The sequence below is a fragment of the Herbaspirillum lusitanum genome, from assembly GCF_046025995.1.
Lineage (GTDB): Bacteria > Pseudomonadota > Gammaproteobacteria > Burkholderiales > Burkholderiaceae_D > Herbaspirillum > Herbaspirillum lusitanum_A.
On the sequence record NZ_JAQQFM010000002.1, the window covers coordinates 339134 to 362568 of the forward strand.

Annotated in this window: 14 protein-coding genes; 9 read left to right on the plus strand and 5 right to left on the minus strand. The window is 58.5% G+C overall.

Annotated features, from left to right (window positions below; all coding sequences use genetic code 11):
• Window positions 1-172 precede the first annotated feature (172 nt).
• From PQR62_RS04515 to PQR62_RS04530, 4 genes are all read left to right on the plus strand, one after another.
• Window positions 173-511: a P-II family nitrogen regulator gene (locus PQR62_RS04515; RefSeq protein WP_408155241.1), complete on the plus strand. Its 339-nt coding sequence runs from the start codon at window positions 173-175 to the stop codon at window positions 509-511.
• Between the two features lie 407 nt (window positions 512-918).
• Window positions 919-2073, plus strand: coding sequence for an ABC transporter substrate-binding protein (locus tag PQR62_RS04520; protein ID WP_408155243.1), 1155 nt, complete (start codon window positions 919-921; stop codon window positions 2071-2073).
• Window positions 2074-2555: 482 nt separating this feature from the next.
• Window positions 2556-4076 (plus strand): aldehyde dehydrogenase, encoded by a 1521-nt coding sequence (gene adh / locus PQR62_RS04525; protein WP_408155245.1) that lies wholly within the window; start codon window positions 2556-2558, stop codon window positions 4074-4076.
• Window positions 4077-4189: 113 nt separating this feature from the next.
• Window positions 4190-4558 carry a DUF779 domain-containing protein gene (locus PQR62_RS04530; RefSeq protein WP_408155247.1) on the plus strand — a complete coding sequence of 123 codons (369 nt, stop codon included), beginning with the start codon at window positions 4190-4192 and terminating at the stop codon, window positions 4556-4558.
• A 56-nt stretch (window positions 4559-4614) separates the two neighbouring features.
• Here the strand turns inward: PQR62_RS04530 and PQR62_RS04535 are convergent, their stop codons facing one another.
• Complete coding sequence (locus PQR62_RS04535; RefSeq protein ID WP_408155249.1) at window positions 4615-6675, minus strand: sigma-54-dependent Fis family transcriptional regulator; 2061 nt, start codon at window positions 6673-6675, stop codon at window positions 4615-4617.
• Between the two features lie 300 nt (window positions 6676-6975).
• Here PQR62_RS04535 and PQR62_RS04540 point away from each other — a divergent pair, with 300 nt between their 5' ends.
• Window positions 6976-8274, plus strand: a complete 1299-nt coding sequence (locus tag PQR62_RS04540) for a PA0069 family radical SAM protein (protein ID WP_408155251.1) — start codon at window positions 6976-6978, stop codon at window positions 8272-8274.
• A 59-nt stretch (window positions 8275-8333) separates the two neighbouring features.
• On the opposite strand, the gene PQR62_RS04545 is transcribed toward PQR62_RS04540, so the two are convergent.
• The gene (locus PQR62_RS04545; RefSeq protein WP_408155253.1) at window positions 8334-9335 is read right to left on the minus strand and encodes an aldo/keto reductase; all 1002 of its coding nucleotides are present in this window, start codon (window positions 9333-9335) and stop codon (window positions 8334-8336) included.
• A 155-nt stretch (window positions 9336-9490) separates the two neighbouring features.
• Here PQR62_RS04545 and PQR62_RS04550 point away from each other — a divergent pair, with 155 nt between their 5' ends.
• Complete coding sequence (locus tag PQR62_RS04550; RefSeq protein ID WP_408155255.1) at window positions 9491-10414, plus strand: LysR family transcriptional regulator; 924 nt, start codon at window positions 9491-9493, stop codon at window positions 10412-10414.
• Between the two features lie 60 nt (window positions 10415-10474).
• On the opposite strand, the gene PQR62_RS04555 is transcribed toward PQR62_RS04550, so the two are convergent.
• The 3 genes from PQR62_RS04555 to trxB form a co-directional block, all read right to left on the minus strand.
• Window positions 10475-11131 (minus strand): Smr/MutS family protein, encoded by a 657-nt coding sequence (locus PQR62_RS04555; RefSeq protein ID WP_408155257.1) that lies wholly within the window; start codon window positions 11129-11131, stop codon window positions 10475-10477.
• Between the two features lie 51 nt (window positions 11132-11182).
• The gene (locus PQR62_RS04560) at window positions 11183-11527 is read right to left on the minus strand and encodes an I78 family peptidase inhibitor (RefSeq protein WP_408155259.1); all 345 of its coding nucleotides are present in this window, start codon (window positions 11525-11527) and stop codon (window positions 11183-11185) included.
• Window positions 11528-11686: 159 nt separating this feature from the next.
• Window positions 11687-12640 carry a thioredoxin-disulfide reductase gene (gene trxB, locus PQR62_RS04565; protein ID WP_408155261.1) on the minus strand — a complete coding sequence of 318 codons (954 nt, stop codon included), beginning with the start codon at window positions 12638-12640 and terminating at the stop codon, window positions 11687-11689.
• 513 nt (window positions 12641-13153) lie between these two features.
• Here trxB and PQR62_RS04570 point away from each other — a divergent pair.
• The 3 genes from PQR62_RS04570 to proA all read left to right on the plus strand — a co-directional run bounded on the left by PQR62_RS04570 (window position 13154) and on the right by proA (window position 23323).
• Complete coding sequence (locus tag PQR62_RS04570) at window positions 13154-15490, plus strand: DNA translocase FtsK (RefSeq protein WP_408155263.1); 2337 nt, start codon at window positions 13154-13156, stop codon at window positions 15488-15490.
• 157 nt (window positions 15491-15647) lie between these two features.
• Window positions 15648-16352: an outer membrane lipoprotein chaperone LolA gene (lolA, locus tag PQR62_RS04575; RefSeq protein ID WP_408155265.1), complete on the plus strand. Its 705-nt coding sequence runs from the start codon at window positions 15648-15650 to the stop codon at window positions 16350-16352.
• 362 nt (window positions 16353-16714) lie between these two features.
• Window positions 16715-23323 carry an anti-phage protein ProA gene (proA, locus tag PQR62_RS04580; protein ID WP_408155266.1) on the plus strand — a complete coding sequence of 2203 codons (6609 nt, stop codon included), beginning with the start codon at window positions 16715-16717 and terminating at the stop codon, window positions 23321-23323.
• The last annotated feature ends 112 nt before the right edge of the window (window positions 23324-23435 follow it).

A 23435-nucleotide genomic window follows, 5' to 3' on the forward strand; every position in this document is an offset into this window, starting at 1 on the left:
GCAGCGCCTGGCTCGGGCGGGATTCCGAAAATAATTCAATTGGGGACTCACAATTACTGTCTTTTGCACTTGATGCTTTAAGATAAAAAACACCGACAAAAAATTTTTATTTACCTTTTTATTTCTAGTAATTAACTGATTTTTTGCGACATTCATTTGAGAGGAAATTGCCATGAAGCAAGTGACAGCTATTATCAAACCGTTCAAGCTGGATGAGGTTCGCGAATCTCTGGCCGAAGTCGGCGTGACCGGCCTGACGGTGACCGAAGTCAAAGGCTTTGGTCGGCAAAAAGGCCATACCGAGCTGTATCGCGGCGCGGAATATGTGGTGGACTTCCTGCCCAAGGTCAAGATCGAGGTGGTAGTGGACGAAAGCGCGGTCGAAGCCGCAGTCGATGCCATCATCAAGGCTGCCCGCACCGGCAAGATCGGCGACGGCAAGATTTTCGTGCAGGAAGTTGAGCAGGTCATCCGTATCCGTACCGGTGAAACCGGCGCCGACGCAGTCTGATCGGGACCGCTTGCGATAGTTGATGACCAATAATTGATGGTCGCAAGTGTCTGATTTTCCATTTTCCTCATCCCTTCTGACGTTCTGAAATTCAAACATCAGTCGTTCGGGGCCCGCCAGCGGGCCTCCGTTCCAGATCGCGCGATGAGGAAAATGCCATGTCCGGGCAACTATTTCTTTGGCCTAAGCCACTTAAGCAGCTCAAATTCACTTCACTTTCATCGATCACGTCGCTGCGGCGGTTTCGATGGCTTCAGTTCTTCGTGACGCGGTGGCCGCTGATGCCGGCGTCGCTCCGCCTCCGTGTTCTGCCCCGAGTGCTGCAAGACCAGGCCCCTGCTTGTCTCGCACCAACAGCCGCATTGCGGGCGCTATTTACCTTCACTTCAACATTCTCGATGAACGCCTTGTTCAGACCACACAGAAATGTGCTGTCGGTACTGGCCGCATCGCTGCTGTTTGTTTCGTCGTCTGCGCCGGTTCGTGCTGAAACCGGCGTCAGCACCGAGCGCATTCTGCTGGGGCAGTCCGCCAGCCTGACCGGACCGCTGGCGACGGTGACCGAGCAGTTGCTGATCGGTGCGCGCGCCTATTTCAATGAGGTGAATGCAAAGGGTGGGGTGCATGGGCGCCGCATTGACCTGATTACGCGCGACGATCGTTACGATGCGGCCATGGCGGCTGAGAATACCTTGCAGCTGATACAGAAAGATCAGGTCTTTGCGCTGTTCGGCTACGTCGGCTGGCCCACCACAGAAGCATCGGTGCCGGTCTTCACGCAGGCCAAGGTACCGTTTTTTGCACCGCTGACGGGCGCACCTTCGATCTATAAAGACTTCAACCGCTATCTCTTCACCGTCCGCGCCAGTTATTTCGGCGAATACCAGCATTTCATCGGCAGCCTGAAGCTGGGCGGGATCAAGGCGGTGGCGCTGATTTATCAGCGCAATATTTACGGTGAAGAAGCCTTGCATGAAGTTGAACGCATGCTGGAGAAAACCTACATCGCTTATCAGCCCATGGGGCTTGATCTGGACTCGGCCAATCTGCCATCCATCATCAAGCAACTGATGAAGCGGCCGCCGGACGTCATCTTCATGCTCAATTCACAACCGCTTGCCAATGCCGCGCTGGTGAAGGGCATGCGCGCCGCCGGTTTTCTCGGGCATTTTTTTGGCGTGTCCTTCGTCGGTCAGCGCGATCTGCTGGATACCCTGGGAACCATGGCGCGCGGCATTTCCACTACCCAGGTGGTGCCGTCGCCGTGGCGCGTGTCGATCCCGCTGGTGGCTGAATATCGCAAGACCATGCTGCGCGCCGGCCGCAGCGAATTCACGTTCAGCAGCATGGAAGGCTTCATCGCCGCGCGCGTGCTGGTGGAAGGACTGCGCCGTGCCGGCCGCGAGCTGACGCGGGAAAAACTGATCCGCGCGCTGGAAAGCATCAATGAAGGCAATTTCGACGGTCGCGGTTTCCCCATCAATTATTCCCAGACCGACCATCATGGCTCCGACTTTGTCGATACCGCCACCGTGACCAGCAATTCGCGTTTCATCAACTGAACGTGAATGGGGTATGGACGACGCGGCAGCATGTAAGAATCAGCCGCATAAAACTTGATGCGGCGACAAGTGCTGACCTCTGTCGCATCGTGTCAGCCTGACACACTGTTGCTGCCTCAACCGCCGCACAACGTTGCAGACAGCAACAGGCCGGCTGAGTCGTCGGCGCGCATCACAGTCCGAATCTTCCTCTCCGGCAATTGCCGACCATACAAGCCTGCGTCGGCATCGCTTGACGGCGCCATATACGCGGTATGCGCACATTGTCCCCTCGTCGATCGCGATGTGTCAGGCCGATTGCCGGCCTTGTCATTCCGCTGGCATGCGATTTGCGCTGATTGCTATTGAATTCACCGATTGACGTCGTCGTTTGCGCGCATGGCCGGCTCTGTCCCGTCTGTACAAACAAGCGCAGGCAGCGCGCTTCGGTTCAGGAATTCAAGTCCACATCTTGCAAGCCCAGAAAAATCTCAGGAGACGATATGAACCTCGCAGACATCAGCAAGCTCGGCGTTAAAGATCCATTCAAGCAACGCTACGACAATTTCATCGGCGGCAAATTCGTGCCGCCGACCAAGGGTGAGTATTTCGAAAACATCAGCCCGGTGATCGGCCGTGCATTCTGTGAAGTGGCGCGCTCCAGCGCCGAAGACGTGGAGCTGGCGCTGGACGCCGCACACACCGCCAGGAAGGCCTGGGGCAAGACATCGCCGGCGCAGCGCGCCAGCGTGCTCAACAAGATCGCCGACCGCATGGAAGCCAATCTGGAGCTGCTTGCCATTGCCGAGACCATCGACAACGGCAAGCCGATCCGCGAAACCATGGCGGCCGATATTCCGCTGGCGATCGATCACTTCCGCTATTTCGCCAGCGCCATCCGCGCCCAGGAAGGCTCGATCGCTACCATTGACGACGACACCTACGCCTATCATTTTCATGAACCGCTGGGCGTGGTCGGCCAGATCATCCCATGGAATTTCCCTATCCTGATGGCAGTCTGGAAACTGGCGCCGGCGCTGGCCGCCGGCAATTGCGTGGTACTCAAGCCGGCCGAGCAGACGCCGGCTTCCATCATGGTGCTGATGGAGCTGATCCATGATCTGCTGCCGCCCGGTGTGCTCAATGTGGTGCAGGGCTTTGGTCTGGAGGCAGGCAAGCCGCTGGCCTCCAACAAGCGCATCGCCAAGATCGCCTTCACCGGCGAAACCACCACCGGCCGCATGATCATGCAATACGCCTCGCAGAATCTGATTCCGGTGACGCTGGAACTGGGCGGAAAATCGCCGAACATCTTCTTCGCCGACGTGATGGACAAGGACGACGCCTTCTTCGACAAGTGCCTGGAAGGCTTCACCATGTTCGCGCTGAATCAGGGAGAAGTCTGCACCTGCCCCTCGCGCGTGCTGATTCAGGAGTCGATCTATGAACGCTTCATGGAACGCGCGCTCAAGCGCGTGGCCGCCATCAAGCAGGGCAATCCGCTCGACAAGAGCACCATGATCGGCGCTCAGGCGTCGCAGGAGCAGCTGGAAAAGATCCTGTCCTATATCGACATCGGCAAGCAGGAGGGCGCCAAGGTGCTGGCGGGCGGCGCACGCGAAGCGCTGAGCGGCGATCTCGGCGCCGGCTACTACGTCAAGCCGACCGTGTTCGAAGGCCACAACAAGATGCGTATCTTCCAGGAAGAGATCTTTGGTCCGGTCGTGTCGGTCACTACCTTCAAGGATGAGGAAGATGCCATCGCCATCGCCAACGACACCTTGTACGGACTGGGCGCCGGCTTATGGACGCGCGACGGCACGCGCGCCTTCCGTCTGGGCCGTGAAATCCAGGCCGGTCGCGTATGGACCAATTGCTATCACCTGTATCCGGCGCACGCAGCCTTCGGCGGCTACAAGCAATCGGGCATCGGCCGCGAAAATCACAAGATGATGCTGGACCATTATCAACAGACCAAGAACCTGCTGGTCAGCTACAGCCCGAACGCCTTGGGTTTCTTCTGATGCCGTTTTGATGCAGCGTTGAAGAATAGCGGCGGCCCCTTGTCTGCACGGGCCGCCGCCGACAACAACAAGGGCGTCATAAGGCGTTCCACCGAAGATAGTTGGAGACCGCAATGAATCCATCCCCCCGCGTGATCGCAACCGATGCGACGGTCGCGCTGATCCGTACTTTGCGCGAGCGTCACGGCGAACTGCTGTTCTTTCAGTCGGGCGGCTGTTGTGACGGCAGTGCGCCCATGTGTTATGCCCAGGGCGAGTTCATCCTGGGCGACAAGGATGTGCATCTGGGCGAGCTGGATGGCGTGCCGTTCTACATCGGCGCCGATCAGTTCGAATACTGGAAGCACACGCAACTGATCATTGATGTGGTGGCCGGCAACGGCGGCATGTTCTCGCTGGAGAACGGTTCCGGCAAACGCTTTCTGACGCGCTCGCGTCTGTTCAGCGACGAAGAATACGACGCGCTGCCGGCGCTTGCCTGAGCCTGATCCGATATCGATCCGAATCAGCTCTCCGGCAGTTCGCTTGAGGCACAGACTCAGCGCGCCGAACTCTTCAGCCGGCGATAAATGGTATTGCGGGAAATACCCAGCGTTCGCGCCGCCGCCGTGACATTGCCCTGATGCGCGTGCAGCGCGCGCCGGATGGCGGCAAGCTCGGTCTGCTGCATCGACGTCGCGGCCATGCCTGTGCTGGCAACTGCTGTTGCATCGTGCGCCGCATCTTCATCTGCCAGATATGCATCTGCATAGACCGGTTCCGCCATTCCCAGATCTTCCAGAAAATCCTCAGGCAGATGCGCTGCCTTTATGAAGCTTTCATCGCCGGCCATGGCCACTGCGGTGCGCACCAGATTCGCCAACTGGCGCAGGTTGCCGGGCCAGTGGTAGGCCAGCAGCAACTGCTGCACCTGTGCATCGAACTGCTTGGCGCCGGCATCGTCCCTGCATTCCTGCGCCAGCATCTGCTGCGCCAGTTGCGCCAGATCGCTGCGCATGCGCAACGCGGGTAATTTCACCTGCAGGCCATTGAGCCGGTAATACAAGTCTTCGCGGAAACGATGTTGCGCCACCATCTCGCGCAGCGGCTGATTGGTCGCGCACACCAGCGTGAACTCTACCCGCAGCTGGCGGTTGCTGCCCAGCGGCGTGACGGCGCGCTCCTGCAAAACCCGCAACAGTCGCCCCTGCAGACTCAGCGGCATGTCGCCGATTTCATCGAGGAACAGGGTGCCGCCTTGCGCCTGCAGAATCTTGCCGGTGCCGCCTTTCTTGCGGGCGCCGGTGAAGGCGCCTTCTTCGTAGCCGAACAGTTCCGCTTCGATCAGCGATTCGGGAATCGCCGAGCAATTCAGCGCGACGAACGGCGCCGCGTGGCCGCTGGCGGCAGCGGCGCGATTGCGGCTCGAATCCTGATGAATGGCGCGCGCCAGCCACTCTTTGCCGGCCCCGGTTTCGCCGGCGATCATGATGGGAATGTCGCGTGTCAGCACCTTGCGCAGCTTGGCGATGATGTCGTGCAGGCGGGCGTCGCCGGTGTCCAGCGCGGCCAGGCCCTGGCCGATTTGCGCGCTGACTGCGTTGCCATGTTGCGCAGGCGTGCGCACAGTCGGCGGTGCTGAAAGTTGCGATTCGGCTGCCGCCACGCGCGCCTGCTGAAAGTGCTGTTCCTTGAGCTTCAGTTCGGCGCGCGCGTGAATACGCACGCCGCTGTGCAGATACAGATCCATCAGCTCCGGCATGGCCTTCTGATGATGGTCGAACAGCATCGACACCGGCATGCCGAACAGTGAGCTGAAGGTGTGCGATTGCAGCGCCGCCAGCGACAGGCCGAGCTGGAACTGCGCGCTGCGATTGGCCGACAGGAAACGACCGCCGGGCGTGAAGCTGACGATGCCTTCCACCAGCGTGCCGACAAATTCCGGGCGGCTGTGAAAATGCAGCGTGATGCAATCGGCGAAGTTGCTGGTGAACAGATGGTTCTCGATCATCTGCGCCGACATCCGCACCAGCGCCATGGTGTGCTTGTGATAACTGCCGCATTCGCCGCTGACATCGAGCACGCCCAGCACGCGGCCCTGATGATCGAAGATGGGGGCGGAGGAACAGGTCAGAAAATGATTGGCGTTGAGGTAATGCTCCTGAGCATGCACGGTGGTCGGCTTCTGTTCGTGCAGCGCGGTGCCGATGGCATTGGTGCCGCGCCGCTGTTCCGACCAGTGCACGCCGGGACCGAGCGCAACCTGATCGGCCTTCACCAGAAAATCCTTGTCGCCCAGCGTGTGAATGATGGTGCCCTCGGCGTCGGCCAGGATCACCATGTTGTGGGTATTGCGGATCTGGTCGTACAGGGTTTCCATCACCGGCCGCGCATGGCCGAACAGCGCCTGATTGCGTTCCAGCGCCAGCGCCAGTTCCGCTGCCGACAGCAGATCGAGATCCGGATTCTGATGGCGCGCGATGCCGTAGCCGAGGCAGCGTTGGTGGGATTGTTCGATGATGCGCAGATCGGCCAGCTGCGTATCTGTATCGGCGGCGGCCTGCACCAGTGATGTCACATTGCCATTGCCGCGGGCAGCGGAATCAATGCGTGTCTGCATGTTTGTCTCCTCATGAGCCTGTTGGCCCCCGGGTTTCCCGCTCTCTTTTATGATGGCTTGTGTCTGCATTTCGTCGCCGACGGGAAGCGCCAAGCATACCCGAATATTTCCGCTGCGCGCAGCAAGGCGGTGCCCGTGTTGAGTGACTGGCAATGCTTTTGCTGAAGGGCAATGCAATGGCACGCCCCGATCAGCCGACCACCATCAGCACGCTACGGCGATAGCAATCCTTCATTGCGAGCCCGCTTCAAATGCTGCAGAATACTGTTTTTATATACAGTATTTTGCAGCCGGATTTCCATGTCGCGTTTCATCCCCATCAGCAATAAACATCGCCTTCCAGATGCGCATGCGAGCGTCAAGGAGGCGCCGGCCTTCGACGACACCGCGCATGAGGCGCCGATCTTCATCGAGCGCGCCGTGGGCGCGCGCAAAGGGCGCGGCGCGGTCAGCAATGTGCAGGGGCGTTACGAGACGGTGCTGCGCGAAGAGTTCGACGATGGCTGGCAGCAGAGCGGCGAGGGAAAGGGTGAAAACGCTGCGCGCATTTCGGCAGATGGTGCAGAAGGCGGCGATGACAGCGAGGCAGCTCTTCCGCCTTTGCGCACCATCGTGACCGAGGAGCGCGCCCGCAGCATCCTCAGCCGTAATGCCTCCCCCGATCTGCCTTTCAATGTCTCGCTCAATCCGTATCGCGGTTGCGAGCATGGCTGCGTGTATTGTTTCGCGCGGCCTTCGCACAGTTATCTGGGTTTGTCGCCGGGGCTGGATTTTGAGAGCCGCCTGTTCGCCAAGGTCAATGCCCCCGAGTTGCTGCTGCATGAACTGGCGCGCCCCAGCTATTCGCCCGAGGTGATCACGGTCGGCATCAACACCGATGCCTATCAGCCCTGCGAGCGTGAATACCGGCTGACGCGGCGGGTGCTGGAAATCCTGCACGATTGCCGTCATCCGGTGGCGCTGATCACCAAGTCGTCGCTGGTTGAACGCGACATCGATTTGCTGGCGCCGATGGCGGCGCGCCGCCAGGCCATCGTTGCGGTCACTCTGACCACGCTGGATCCTGCCATCGCGCGCACGCTGGAGCCGCGGGCGGCGGCGCCGGCACGTCGCCTGCGCGTGATCCGCACGCTGGCCGAGGCCGGCATTCCGGTCAGCGTCAGCATCGCACCCATGATTCCCTTCATCACCGAGCCTGATCTGGAACGCATCATGGCGGCCGCAGTGGACGCCGGCGCACGCCATGCCGGTTACGTCGTGCTGCGCCTGCCGTGGGAAGTCAGTCCGCTGTTTCAGGAATGGCTGCGCGCGCATTTTCCCGAGCGCGCGCAGCGCGTGATGAACCGCATACGCGACATGCGCGGCGGCAAGGATTACGACGCCACCTTCAGCAATCGCATGCGCGGCCAAGGCGTGTGGGCCGATCTGCTGCATCAGCGCTTTGAAAAAGCCAGCCAGCGGCTTGGTCTGAAGCATCGCAACGGTAGTTTCGGCACGCTCGATACCAGCCAGTTTGTAGCGCCGCCGCGCACAGCGTCAGCGCGCGTCAAAGCGGCGCCGGAAAATTCCTCCGGTACCGGGCAGATGGATTTGTTCTGAGTACGGCGGGCGGCATCGGGCCGGTTTTCATCAATTGCGATGGTCTGGCGGCGCCGATCTCAGTGCTGCGCTTCGCTGTCCAGATGCGCCATTACCTGTGTGGCGTAACGGTCGCCGGCGGCGACGCCGACCGGGAACAGTTGATCCAGCCGGGCCAGATCATCCTTGTTCAGCACCACTTCGGTCGCGCCCAGCGACTCGCTCAGACGCTCGCGGCGACGTGCGCCGACCAGCGGCACGATGTCATCGCCTTGCGCCGCCACCCAGGCGATGGCGATCTGCGCCGGTGTTGCGTTTTTGGCGGCGGCAAACTTGCGCAGAGCTTCGGTCAGCTCCAGATTGTGTTTCAGATTTTCGGGCGTGAAGCGCGGGCTGCGCGCCCGGAAATCATTGACCGTCACTGCGCGGTCGGCCTGCCAGTGACCGCTGATCAGACCGCGCGACAAGACGCCGTAGGCGGTGATGCCTATGCCCAGTTCGCGGCAGGTTGCCAGGATTTCTTTTTCGATGCCGCGCGACAGCAGCGAATATTCAATCTGCAGATCGGCAATCGGGTGCACCGCGTGGGCGCGGCGGATGGTGTCGACGCCGACTTCCGACAGGCCGATATGCTTCACATGGCCGGCCTTGATCTGGTCGGCAATGGCGCCGATGGTGTCTTCGATCGGCACGCTGGTGTCCAGCCGTGCCGGGCGATAGATGTCGATGTGGTCGGTGCCGAGACGGCGCAGCGAATAGGCGAGGAAGTTTTTCACCGCTTGCGGCCGGTTGTCCATGCCGATCCAGTTGCCGTCGATATCGCGCAGTGCGCCGAACTTGACGCTGATCTGTACCTGTTCGCGCTGGCGGCCGCGCAGGGCCTCGCGGATCAGCATTTCATTGTGACCCATGCCGTAAAAGTCGCCGGTATCGAGCAGGGTGATACCGGCGTCCAGCGCGGCGTGGATGGTGGCGATGCCTTCCTGTTCGTCGGCCGGGCCGTACAGATCGGACATGCCCATGCAGCCCAGACCGATGGCGGATGAGACGGGGCCGGTGCGGCCCAGGTTGCGTTGTTTCATGGTGTTTCCTTCGAGAGATGGATGAGGGTTTCGGCGCTGCCGCAGAGCCATCCAGACCCTTGTTTCAGCGCATGGATGGCATTATTGATCTTCTTTATTTTTGAATAAAGGTGCGTAAAATGGTTTCTTTATTCGAATATTGATAAGAATTGATCATGGACAGATTGCAGACCATGGAAGTCTTCGTGCGGGTAGCCGAGCTGGGCAGCTTCAGCAAGGCGGCCGAGCGCCTGAACCTGCCGCCGGCCACCGTGAGCAATGCGATTCAGGGGCTGGAAAAACGCATCAATGCGCGTCTGCTGCAGCGAACCACGCGCAAGGTCACGCTGACCGATGACGGCGCCGCCTATCTGGAACGTTGCCTGCGCCTGCTGGCCGAGTTCGATGAGGTCGAGAATCTGTTTGAGCGCGATCACCTGCAACCTGCCGGCACGGTGCGCGTCGATCTGCCCGAGCATCCGGCGCACAGCATCGTGGTGCCGGCCTTGCCGGCTTTCATGGCGCGCTATCCGCAGATTCAGATCCGGCTGAGCGCCTCGGATCGTTTTGTCGATCTGATCGGCGAGGGCATCGATTGCGTGATGCGCGTCGGCAGTCTGAGCGACTCGACACTGATCGCGCGCCAGGTGGGCATGATCGAGCAGATCAACTGCGCGTCCAAGGCTTATCTGGACAAGCATGGACGTCCGCTCAGCCTGAGCGAGCTGAGCAGACATCAGGTGGTGAATTTTTTCTCGACGCGTACCGGCCGCGATCTGCCCTGGGAATACATGCAGAACGGTGAGCTGAAAAGCATCAAGCTGGCCGGCGGCATCTCGGTCGCCAGCTCTGACGTCTACACCGCGTCATGCCGCGCCGGGCTGGGGCTGGTGCAAATTCCGCGCTGGGCGGTGCAGGCCATGCTGGATGAGGGTGTGGTGGAAGAAGTCTTGCCGGAGTTCAGACCGCCGCCGCTTCCGGTAGCCGTGGTGTATGCGCATAACCGGCATCTGGCGCCGGCGGTGCGGGTGTTCGTGGAGTGGTTGACGGTGACCTTGCGGGCTTCGGGGATTGTCGGCGCACCGTGCGGCGACAACTGAGCGGCGCTGCTGTCGCTGCTGTCGTTGTTGTTGCTGAATGCAGATAGCGCCGCTTCGATTTCAGCTATTCGGCGAACTTGATTTCAGCAGCACCACCAGCGCACCCGAGCCGCCGTCGGCCGGACGCGCCTGGCAAAACGCCAATACTTCATCCTTTTGCGCCAGCCAGTTGCGCACCTTGTTTTTCAGCACCGGTTCCTTGTTGACCGAGCCCAATCCCTTGCCATGAATCACGCGTATGCAACGGGTGCCGCGCCGGCGCGCCTGGCGCAGGAATTCCCCCAGCGCTTCACGCGCCTGATCGCGGCGCAGGCCGTGCAGGTCGAGCTGTTCCTGAATCACCCAATGGCCGCGGCGCAATTTGCTGAGCACGTCGGGGCCGATGCCGGGCCGCGCGAAACTGAGATTTTCATCGCTGCTGAGCAGGGTGTCGAAGGTGAATTCGTCGGACAGGGATTCCAGCAGCGCGGCCTGTTCATCGGCCAGATGCTGGCGCGCAATCGGCAGCGGACGCGGTTGCGGCAGCAATGCTTTATCGATCACGGTCGGACGCAGCGGGGCGACCTGACCGATGCTGTTGCGAAACAGGTTGGCTTCTTCAAGCAGCTTTTTCTCATTGCGCAGGCGTTCGGCCTCAGCTTCGGCGCGGGCTTTTTCCTGCGCCTGCAAATCCTTGCGCAGCGATTTCAATGCAGCAAAATCTTTGATCGAGGCCATGGTCGGACGAGCGCTGAGCGGTATGGATGGGTTTGATCGGAGAGGGTGTGCTCAACCGCAGACGACGCGCACGATGACGCGCTTGCTGTCGGTCTGCAGATTCAGACGGGTCGGGTTGAACTCCATGGTCACGGCGTCATTTGGGCCGAGGATGCGTGCGCTGGCGGCGCCGGCTTGCTGCTGCGCCTGCGCTAGCAGATCCGCATCTGCAGTGCGGCCGAGCAGCTTTTGTGCGCCGGCGGCATCGCAGCGCATGGCCGGTCTGGTCATTGCCGCGTCATCCGTGTGTGAGATCCCGGGCGCGGCGCAGGCGCTCAGCGCGATGACTGCCAGTGCGAGAGTGCCGCGCGCAGTGAGCATCGAGGATTGGAGTCGCAGTTGAGGCGGAGTACGCATGGAAGAATTGAAGGGCATCGCTGGCTCCCGTCTGAGAGAAACTGAAGAAAGATTGCCGGCGGCCTGCAGCCGGTGCGCAGGAATTCTTTAATGCAGAAGCGGCAAGTGCCATACCTGATCAGGCCTGGCGCTTGCCGCTTTTATCTCACGAATGCCGGATTATTCCAGGCCTTCCAGATAACGCTGCGCATCAAGTGCCGCCATGCAGCCGGTGCCGGCGCTGGTGATGGCCTGACGGTAAATATGATCCTGCACGTCGCCGGCGGCGAACACGCCGTCGATGCTGGTGGCGGTCGCGAAGCCTTCCAGACCGGTGCGGGTCTTCAGATAGCCGTTGTGCATGTTCAGCTGGCCTTCGAAGATGCCGGTGTTGGGTTTATGGCCGATGGCAATGAACAAACCGTGCAGGGTGATGTCCGATACCGCGCCGTCCAGTGTGGACTTGATTCTGATGCCGGTCACGCCGCTGTCGTCGCCGATCACTTCATCCAGCGTGTGATGCCACTTGATGTCGATCTTGCCTTCGGTAACCTTGTGCAGCAGGCGGTCGATCAGGATAGGCTCGGCGCGGAACTTGTCGCGGCGGTGAATGATGGTGACCTTGCTGGCGATGTTGGACAGATACAGCGCTTCTTCCACCGCGGTATTGCCGCCGCCGACCACGGCCACTTCCCGGCCGCGATAGAAAAAACCGTCGCAGGTGGCGCAGGCCGAGACGCCTTTGCCCATGAAGGCTTGTTCCGAAGGCAAGCCGAGATACTGGGCCGAAGCGCCGGTGGCGATGATCAGCGAATCACAGGTGTATTCGCCGGAATCACCAATCAGGCGAAACGGCTTTTCCGACAGCTTGGTGGTGTGGATGTGGTCGAAAATGATTTCCGTGTTGAAACGTTCTGCATGCTGCAGCAGGCGTTGCATCAGTTCCGGGCCTTGCACGCCCAGCGGATCGCCGGGCCAGTTCTCGACGTCGGTGGTGGTCATCAGCTGGCCGCCTTGTTCGACGCCGGTGATCAGCACCGGATTGAGGTTGGCGCGCGCGGCATACACCGCAGCGCTGTAGCCGGCAGGACCGGAACCAAGAATCAAGACCTTTGCGTGTTTAGGCGTGCTCATAAAATACTCTTTGTCTGTGTGAAGTCGCTCAAGGGATATTGAGCCGATAGTCCGGATTTCAATCCGGGTTTAGCTGCAGGCCCGGCCGCTGGCGTTCATGGCGGCGGGTTGTTACGGCTTGTCCATTAATCTGTACTGCGGATGGGTTTGAGCATCAATATTGCGCTGCAAAACGGTTAAGATTATAGACGATGGTCGCCGGCGGGCCGATGGAAAAGCGCTATGCATTCAATAGCCGCGTCGCCATCGCGATAGTTGCGGGCGGCATGCAAAGCGTAAAGGGGCAGGCAAGGATAAACAAAGACAGGCCAGCCGGTTTGAGGCCAACTCAAGCATGGCGGCCGGCCAATAAAGAAGCACGGACTGATACGCATGGTCGCCGCTTCGATTGCAAAACGACAATGCCGCCAGTCGCGCTCAGCCATCTTGCCGCCGCCAATCCGGGACGCTGCAGGTAATCAGCAGGTAATCGCCGTTACAATGACGGCAAAGTTTGTTCACGTAGTGAGATTTATGTCCAAAACAAGTCAAGCACACATCCGCAATACCAAGACGCCAGCACCGCCTCTGCCCAACCGCCTGGTGCGCCTGCTGTCAGAAGCGCGCTGGCTGGCGCTGGCAGCCTTGATGGCCTACATGGTGCTGATCCTCTTGACCTATTCCAAGACCGACCCCGGCTGGTCGGTAGCGAGTTCGGTGCCGCAAGTGCGCAACTGGGGTGGCCGCGCCGGCGCCTGGATCGCCGATCTGATGCTGTACATCTTCGGCATGTCGGCCTGGCTGTGGTGCGTGCTGGTCGGTCGTTCGATCTGGAATGGTTATCGTCGTCTGTCCAACCGTTTTCTGGTGGAGAAGGAAACCGAGCCCGAGCATCATCAGGAGCCGCTGATCCGCGCCGTCGGTTTCGTGTTTCTGCTCACCGGCAGCATGGGTATCGAATTCACCCGCATGCACAGGCTGGCGGTGAAACTGCCGCATTCCTCCGGCGGCGTGCTGGGCGAAATGATCGGTACTTCGGTGCAGCCGGTCTTCGGTTTCACCGGCGCCACCTTGCTGTTGCTGCTCTTGTTCGGTCTGGGCTTCAGCCTGTTTTTCCATGTTTCATGGCTGGCTGCGGTCGAACGCATAGGCGGCGCCATCGAAGACGGTCTGATGTGGCTGCGCAATTCCTACGTCGCGCGCGAAGACCGCAAGGTCGGTCAGGAGGCGGCGGTCAAGCGCGAAGAAGTGGTGGTGCAGGAGCGCGCCAAGATCGTGGAAGCGCCGCCTATCCGCATCGAACCGCAGATCGTGGCGGTGCAGAAATCCGACCGCGTGCAGAAGGAAAAACAAACCAGTCTGTTCGACGACAGCGACAGCAATTTGCCGCCTTTGTCGCTGCTGGATGAAGCGCCGCCGGCGCAGCAGACGGTCTCGGTCGAGACGCTGGAATTCACCAGCCGCCTGATCGAAAAGAAACTCTCCGATTTCGGCGTTGAGGTCAAAGTGGTGGCGGCTTATCCCGGCCCGGTGATTACCCGCTACGAAATCGAGCCGGCCACCGGCGTCAAGGGCAGCCAGATCGTCAGCCTGGCGCGCGATCTGGCGCGTTCGCTGTCGCTGACCTCGATTCGCGTGGTGGAAGTCATTCAGGGCAAGAATTTCATGGGCCTGGAGTTGCCCAATCCCAAGCGCCAGATCGTGCGCCTGACGGAAATTCTCGGTTCCAAGGTCTACAACGACAGCCATTCCAGCCTGACCGTGGCGCTCGGCAAGGACATCGCCGGCAATCCGGTGGTGGCCGATCTGGCCAAGATGCCGCACTTGCTGGTGGCAGGTACCACCGGCTCGGGTAAATCGGTGGGGATCAACGCCACCATTCTGTCGCTGCTGTACAAGTCGACTGCCAAGCAGGTGCGTCTGATCCTGATCGATCCGAAGATGCTGGAACTGTCGATCTACGAAGGCATTCCGCACTTGCTAGCGCCGGTGGTGACCGACATGCGGCAGGCCGGACATGCGCTCAACTGGGCGGTGGCCGAGATGGAGCGCCGCTACAAGCTGATGTCCAAGATGGGCGTGCGCAATCTGGCCGGCTACAACCAGAAGATCATCGATGCCGACAAGCGCGGCGAAAAGATCCCGAATCCATTCAGCCTGACGCCGGATGCGCCGGAGCCGCTGGAGCAGCTTGAAACCATCGTCATCTTCATCGACGAACTGGCCGATCTGATGATGGTGGTCGGCAAGAAGGTCGAAGAACTGATCGCGCGGATCGCACAAAAGGCGCGCGCCGCCGGCATTCACCTGATTCTGGCGACGCAGCGTCCTTCGGTCGATGTCATCACGGGTCTGATCAAGGCCAACGTACCGACCCGTATTGCCTTCCAGGTCAGCAGCAAGATCGACTCGCGCACGATTCTGGATCAGATGGGCGCCGAGACCTTGCTGGGCATGGGTGACATGCTGTACATGCCGCCCGGCACCGGTTTGCCGATGCGCGTGCACGGCGCCTTTGTGTCGGATGACGAAGTGCACCGCGTGGTCGAGCATCTGAAGTCGCAAGGGGAGCCCAATTACATCGAAGGCATTCTGGAAGGCGGCGTGCTGGAAGATGCCGATGGCGCGGCCGGCGGTGCGGGTGGCGCAACATCGGGCAGCGAAGGCGACGAGCTTTACGATCAGGCGGTGGCGGTGGTGTTGAAGAATCGTCGCGCATCGATCTCGCTGGTGCAGCGCCATCTGCGCATCGGCTACAACCGCGCCGCACGTTTGCTGGAGCAGATGGAAACGAGCGGTCTGGTCTCGACCATGCAATCGAACGGCAACCGCGAAATTCTGGTGCCGGCCGGGAATGCTGCGACAGAGTAAGCGGCGTAAATAAGCGTAACAGGGCTGTTCTGCTAAGCCGCGATAGGTTGCAATAGGCATTCATATTCAGCGTATTCAGCGGTTCAGCCGCTTGCCTCGGGCGACTTCGCCGGCAAGGCCCGCTCAACCGGAATCAAGCACGATTGGAAATAACAACATGCACAAACACTCCATGCAATTTTCTGCACCAGCTGCCGCAGCAGCATCCTCTTTCTGCGCAGGCCTGCGCAAGTCTGTGTCGACGGCCGCTTTCGCGTGCGCCACGCTGGCGCTGGCTGTGCCTTTGAGCGCATCGGCCGCCGCACTGGATCAGTTCAAGCAATTCGTTGCTTCAACCCAGTCGGCCAAAGGCGATTTCGTGCAACGTCTGGTCAAGAACGACAACGGCACGACCAAGGTGATCAACACCTCGTCCGGCACGTTCACGTTTTCGCGTCCCGGAAAATTCATCTGGACCTATCTGAAGCCGTACGAGCAAGTCCTGCAGGCCGACGGCGACAAGCTCTTCATCTACGACAAGGATCTGAACCAGGTCACCACCAAGAAACTGGGCAATGCGCTGGGCTCATCGCCGGCGGCGATCCTGTTCGGCAGCAATGATCTGGAAAAGAATTTCACCTTGAAAGAGGGCGGCACCAAGGATGGTCTGGAATGGCTGGAAGCGACCCCGAAAAGCAAGGACACCACCTTCGACAGCATCGGCATCGGTCTGAAGAACGGTACGCCGGTGGCCATGGAGCTGCATGATTCCTTCGGCCAGGTGTCGCTGCTGACCTTCAACAGCTTTGAAAAGAATCCTCCGCTCAAGCCCAATAGTTTTGTGTTCACGGTGCCCAAGGGCGCGGATGTGTTCAACAACTAAAAACTGAGCGCGCCTGATATTTCAGGCCCTCGGTGCTGAATGAAAAAAGCCCCGCATCTTCAATGGTGCTGAACTGCACCCCAAAAGTTGGACACTGATCCAACCTTTGGGGTGTCTTCCGTGGCTGCCCGGGCCCTTAGGACTCGGTCTGGGTGGGTGGTTTAAATTAGCGACTTGGCGGGCGGATAGCTAGAGGGTTGAATGATGTGCGCCAATATCAAGTGACGGGAAATGTTGTAGCCTAGAGGTTTGATTGGAAATTACGCGTTATCTGCCAGTTCAAGCAGCAATGTGTAATTTCCTTGGGGAAATCGCTGAGAAACAGCGAATACAAAATCTAGCTATAACATCGGGGATTCACCATGCAATCTGGGGAAGTCGAACCGGCGCAGCCGTCGGAAGAGATAGCACGCGAAGTCAAAATCCAAGTAAGCGTGTCAGGGCGTGTCAATTTAGCGGATTTTCAGAATGCCGTGCCAGCAATTCACGAGTTGGCAGTAGCGAATGAAACTGAGATTCCATACCGCAATCTACGTTTGATAGTCACTTCAGAACCATCCTTCTTGAAGCCCAAGACTTGGCATCTGGATCATTTGGCTCCAGGTCAGACGATTCGCGTCAATGACTTGGATATCGGGTTAGATGGCGCATTATTAGGGCGCCTCACAGAATCTGAGAAAGCGACTCTTACCCTAGAACTGGTGACGTCGGACGCAGAGCCCACACGAGTAGCTGTTTCGGAGCAGACCGTGGAACTGCTTCCTCGAAATCAATGGGGTGGATTATCGTCGTTGCCGGACATGGTGGCCGCCTTTGTGCAGCCCAATGAGCCGGCGGTAGAGCGTGTGCTTAAGCGCGCAGCCGACGTTCTTCGCAAGGCAGGAAAGTCGCCGGCCATTAATGGCTATGAGGAGGGTGCCAAGCGCGCATGGGAGCTGGCATCGGCCATCTGGACGGCTGTTGGCGCGATGGGACTGGATTATGCGTTACCGCCAGCGAGCTTCGAGCGAGAAGGTCAAAAGGTTCGTGGACCGGGCCAGATTGAAGAGTCTGGGTTGAGCACTTGTATGGACCTGACTTTGCTGATTTGCGCCTCCTTTGAGCAAGCAGGACTGAACCCTCTGATTGTATTCCAAAAGGGGCATGCATTCCCTGGCGTCTGGCTCAAGAAAGAAGAGTTTTCTTCGACCGTGGTAGACGACATTACAGCGCTACGCAAGCGCGTCAAGTTGCGCGAAATGGTTCTCTTTGAGTCCACGTTGGTCGTTCACAGACCATTGCCAGCTTTCAGTTTCACGATAGCCAAAGGCGAGGAGCACATTTCTGAGGCAGAAGAAGAGATATTTGAGCTCGCTGTCGATATTCGCCGGGCTCGGTTGCAGAGAATTAAGCCCCTGGCCAGCGAAAAGGCTATCGAGCGTGACGCTGTCGTGCAGGCACACCAGCACGCACAGGATCAGGGGTGGGAGGAAGCTCCTGACCAATTGGACTCAGTAGGAGGAGAACCGGAAGTCCAGGACGAGCGTCCTGAAGACCGGCTGTCCAGGTGGCAGCGAAAGCTGCTGGACCTTTCTCTGCGCAACAACCTTCTTAGCTTCAAGGCCGGTAAGAAATCCGTGAAGCTTGATGCTCCTGAGCCTGGTTGGCTCGAGGATGTACTTGCCGAGGGCCATGCAATCAAGCTTCTGAGCCGTCCGGACCTGATGGATGGTGAAGACCCCAGAAATCGTGCTATCCATGAGGCGCGCGAGCGGGAACATGTTCGGCGCCAGCACGCTCTGGACGCCCTCCAACGCAAAGAGGTGTTTGTCGGTTTGGCGCAAGACGAGCTAGAAGCCCGGCTCCTCGAGTTGTTTAGAAGCTCAAGGACGACCTTGCAAGAGGGCGGCTCAAACACATTGTTCCTGGCTCTGGGCTTCCTATCGTGGACGAAAGAAGCCAAGGATGACAAGAAGTACCGTGCGCCGTTGATTCTGCTGCCTGTGTCGCTTGAGCGGCGCAGCGCACGTTCCGGATTCAGTATCAAGTTGCACGATGATGAGGCCCGATTCAACCCTACGCTCATCCAGATGCTGCGCCAAGACTATGAGCTTGAGCTGGGCGTACGCGATACGGGCCTTCCCCAAGATGATTCCGGTTTGGACGTGGCCGGTATCTGGAAAACAGTTTCCTATGCCGTAAAAGACATTCCTGGCTGGGAAGTGGTCGATGACGTGGTTTTGGCCTCGTTCTCCTTTGCCAAGTATTTGATGTGGCGAGACCTGACCGAACGAATTGAGCACCTCAAGAAAAATCCGGTCGTACAGCACCTTCTCGATACCCCTAGAGACTCCTACAAGAGTACCGTTGAGTTCCCAGACGCACGGCGGTTGGATGTCGAATTGCCAGTGAAGGAGACTTTCTGCCCATTGCCTGCGGATTCTTCGCAGCTATCGGCGGTAGTCGCCGGCAGTAGGGGCAAAGACTTTGTTCTTATCGGCCCGCCAGGTACGGGAAAAAGCCAGACTATTTCAAATCTTATCGCTCAGTTTTTGGCTGAACGTAAGCGTGTGCTTTTTGTTTCTGAAAAGATGGCCGCTCTGGACGTCGTTTATCGGCGGTTGGCAGAAGTGGGGTTGGGTAATTTCTGCTTGGAGCTGCATTCCAATAAAGCTCGCAAGACCGATGTCTTGGAACAGCTGCGCACATCCTGGGATGCGAGCGCGGCACTTAGTCCGGAGGATTGGCATGCAGAGGCAGAGCGTTTGGACGGCCTGCGCGCCCAACTGAATGGCTATGTTGAGCGGCTGCACACAAGACATTCCAATGGTTTGAGTGTTTATGAGGCTATCGGTCGCGTGGTCGGGGGGCGAGACTATCCAATGTTGCGACTGTCATGGCCTACAGCTGCCGCCCACGATACGGCAGGAATGCGAGAATTGCGTCAGACGGCCGATTTGTTGGACGTGAACGCTAGTGCTTTCGGCGAGGACAATCTTACTCGCAGTCCCCTGGCTCACGTCGTCCAAACAGAATGGTCGCCACTATGGGCTGAGGCTCTCGTCAACGTAGCGCGAGATGTTCCGGGTGTGGTGTCACGGTTCGAGGCCGCCGCATTGGCTCTGCGAACCGCGATAGGGTTGCCGGAATTGCCATTGGCCCCGCGCGTTCGAGCCGGGCTTCAAGCCCTGGCGTCCGTACTGCCACAAGCATCGGGCTATGACTGGCGCTTCGTGTTGCGTCCAGATGCCAAGGCAATTTCAGACAGCCTGCGCAATGCGGTACCCCTTGTCGAACGCTACCGCAAGCTGCTCGGCGAATTGTCTGCTCCGGTGAGTTCGCAGATTTTGGATGAATTGAGAGATGGCATCAGACACTTGCAGCGTGATTCTGATTTGCGCTCTAACTTGTCTCAACCTTGGAACGATACTCTGAGCGAGCGTCTCTATAGCGCTATTGAGTTACTTCGTGCACGCCAGGATGTTGTGAGCCAGCTATCACTGGCTTACAAGGATGGCGTCTCCGCGAAGATTGTAGGTGAGTTGCAAGCTGCGCTGAAGGAGCTCAAAGAATCTCCGTGGCCTGTCAATTTGCTCCGCAAGCGCAATCTTGTTAAGCAGCTCAAGGGGTTGGCAACCAGTGCAGGTGAGCCTGATATCGAGGCGGACATTGGGCACCTGGCAAGAATTGACCAGCTCACCAGCCAGATTAAGGAATTTGACGACCTTTCACTGCCAACTGCAGGTGCGTGGGCGGGCCTGAAGACCGAAATTGACGTGGCCAGGTCGATGCATGTGTTCCAAATGGCATTGCGGAGTGCGCGAGAGCGCAAACAATGGGAGGACGTTGGGTTAGACCCCGTTAGCCGCGGGCTCTGTGGCGATGGCGCACGCGAAGACCTCCAGCGTATTCGAGAGCTGAGGCAAATCGACCAGATGGTTACCACCTTGAATCATTTGGCGGCTGAAAACACCAGCGTCTGGAAAGGCTTTGATTCTGACACCGCGGTCGCGAAGGCCTATCTCGCGTTCCAGGCCGCCCTTGCATCTGCGCGTAGCGAGAACCGCTGGACAGACGAGGGCTTCTTGATGATTGATTCCGGGCGCGCAGGTGGAGCAGCGGCCGAGGATTTACGCAAGATGAGAGAGCTGGTTTCACTTGGAAATCAGCTTCAAGACTACAGTGACCTGTCTGGGAAAACAGATGGGCTGTGGAATGGCTTGCAAACCAAGCTCGCCGGCGTCGAGCCAGCCTTGCAATTCTCCGAGGCATTAGCGAGCGCCTTGGCCAATTTATCCAGTACGCCCGAGGCTCTTGCACAGGTCAAGGGCCCAATCGCGCTCTTGCTTGGTGATAGTAATGTTCTGTTGGAGCCGGCTGGCGCCATTGCCGGAGCAGGGCGGCATTATGCTCAGGTCTTGAAGGAGTTTGATGGTGTTGTTACGTCCTTTGCACTAGCTAGCGGCGTTGCCGCAGCCTATAGCGACAGCCTGCATGCCTTAATCCCGAGTGAAGTTGGCGAGCGCGCTCAGTTGATTGCAAAAGAATCGAACCGTCTTAAGAGTTGGTGCGCGTGGCGTAAAGTAAGAGCCACGGCATTATCGCTTGGCCTTGCTCCCCTGATTGCCGGTATTGAGCAGGGCTCCGTCACATTGGGCTCGGTTAAGCAGGCATTCGAGACAGACTATTGCAGATGGTGGCTGAACGCCGTCGTAGATGGTGATGAAGTCTTGCGTACCTTCGTTTCTGCGGAGCACGAGAAGCGAATTCGTGATTTCCGCGAACTTGACCAGAAGTTCATTGCGCTGACCCAGCAGTGGGTTCGCGCGCAGCTTTCTGCAGGGCTTCCTTCGCCGGCGAAGGTGTCGCAGGGCTCGGAATGGGGCTTGTTGCGCTATGAGATGCAAAAGAAAACAAAGCATCTCCCGTTGCGTGACCTTATGTCCCGAGCCTCAGAGGCGGTTCTCCGTTTGACTCCGTGCCTGTTGATGAGTCCCTTGTCCATTGCACAGTATCTGCCCGCCGAAACTGCGGATTTTGATGTCGTTGTCTTTGACGAGGCTTCGCAAATCCCAGTTTGGGACGCAATCGGTGCCATGGCGCGAGGCCGGCAGGTCATCATGGTCGGCGACCCCAAGCAACTGCCGCCAACTAGTTTCTTCGACCGCGCAGAGTCTGATGTCGATGACTCGGATGTTGAAGTCGAGCTGGAAAGCATCTTGGAAGAGTGCATTGGCGCCAACCTGCCAACGATGAAGCTGTCTTGGCACTATCGCAGCCGCCACGAGAGCCTGATTGCATTCTCAAATTATCGCTACTACGACGGCGACCTGGTTACATTCCCTAGTCCGGTCACTAACGATAGGGCTGTGAGCTTCAATTTGGTTTCGGATGGTCAATACGAAAGAGGTGGTTCGCGTACAAACAAGCCAGAGGCGAAAGCATTGGTAGCCGACCTGGTCGCTCGACTCAAGTCACAAGACTTCAACGATAGCGGTCACACGGTTGGCGTGGTGACTTTCAATTCCGAGCAACAACGCCTTATTGAGGACCTATTGGACGATGCTCGGCGGAAGGACCCGTCGATTGAACGTCATTTCGCGGACACAGCTCTTGAGCCAGTATTCGTGAAGAATCTTGAGAGCGTACAAGGTGATGAACGTGACATCATGTATTTCTCCGTCACGTATGGCCCCGGATTGGATGGTGTCATGCCGATGAATTTCGGTCCGATGAACCAGCAAGGTGGTGAACGTCGTTTGAACGTGGCTATTACTCGCGCTCGCCAGGAGCTTAGGGTGTTTGGTAGTTTCCGCCCGGAGAAAATGGACCTGACACGCACGCAGGCCCTTGGGGTGAGAGACCTGAAGCACTTCTTGGAGTTCGCGGAGAAGGGGGCGCGCGCGTTGGGTGAGTTTGTGGCTGGCAGTGTTGGCGATTTCGATAGTCCGTTCGAGAAAGCTGTTTGTGCGGCCTTGGCCGAACGAGGATGGGCTGTTCATCCACAAGTAGGCGTTTCAGCATTTCGCATTGACTTGGGAGTGGTGGATCCAGACTCTCCGGGCCGCTATTTAGCTGGAGTGGAGTGTGACGGAGCTACATACCACCGTTCTGCAACCGCACGAGACCGCGACAAACTTCGTGAGCAGGTGCTTCGAGGTTTGGGCTGGGATATTGTCCGTATCTGGTCTACTGATTGGTGGATAGATATGCCAGGTACGCTTGAGAAGGTGGATGCTAAGTTGCGTCGGATTCTTGATGCCAAGCGAGAGGCTGAGATGCTCGCTGCTGAACGAGCCGCGGAAATTGCTGAACAGGTTATTGCGGCTGCTAAGGCGACAGACGGTGAGGTTGTTGTCACTGATGGGGCTCACTCGCCGCCAATATCAGCCGTTACGACTTCGGCAGAGGATGTTGCGTCTCATCCTTCCGAGATGTATGCACGCTTTCGCGCCGGCGAGCTGGCTCCATCTCAAGACTATTTCATTGAAGTCGACCTTGCAACGACTGACCATGTCGCTGAGCCGGACTTGTTCTTTTCCGACAGCTACGACGAACGCCTGTTGGGAATGATTTCGACTGTTGTTGAGACAGAAGGGCCAGTTCGTGACGAAGTCTTGGCGCGTCGTATTGCTCGAGCTCACGGTTGGGTTCGTACTGGTGCTCGTATCGTGAGTCGAGTTGTGGACCTGACTGCACAGCACTTTGAGACGGAAGCAGAGTCAGTCGGCCTTTTTGTATGGCCAAAGCGCTTGAAAGAACGCTCGGAGATTACATTCAGAAAGCCAATTGAGGGAACTGCACGTCAGGTTGATGAGGTTTCTATCGCAGAGCTACATGTATTGGCTCGTCGTTACAGCGCAGAAGGAGATGATGCGGAATCGGCGGTGATTGGAATGAGTCGCGAACTCGGATTGCAGCGCGCCAGAGCTACGAGTCGAGAACGACTTTTAGAGGCGTGGAGTATGGTGGAAAAGCCTCAACCTAGCTGAGATTGTGCTCTGCCAGTTCTTGGCAGGGAACGTTGTACTCAGGGCTGTGAAATGAAAAAGCCCCGCATCTTCAATGGTGCGGGGCTTTTGCTTTGCAGTCCGAATCGTCGGA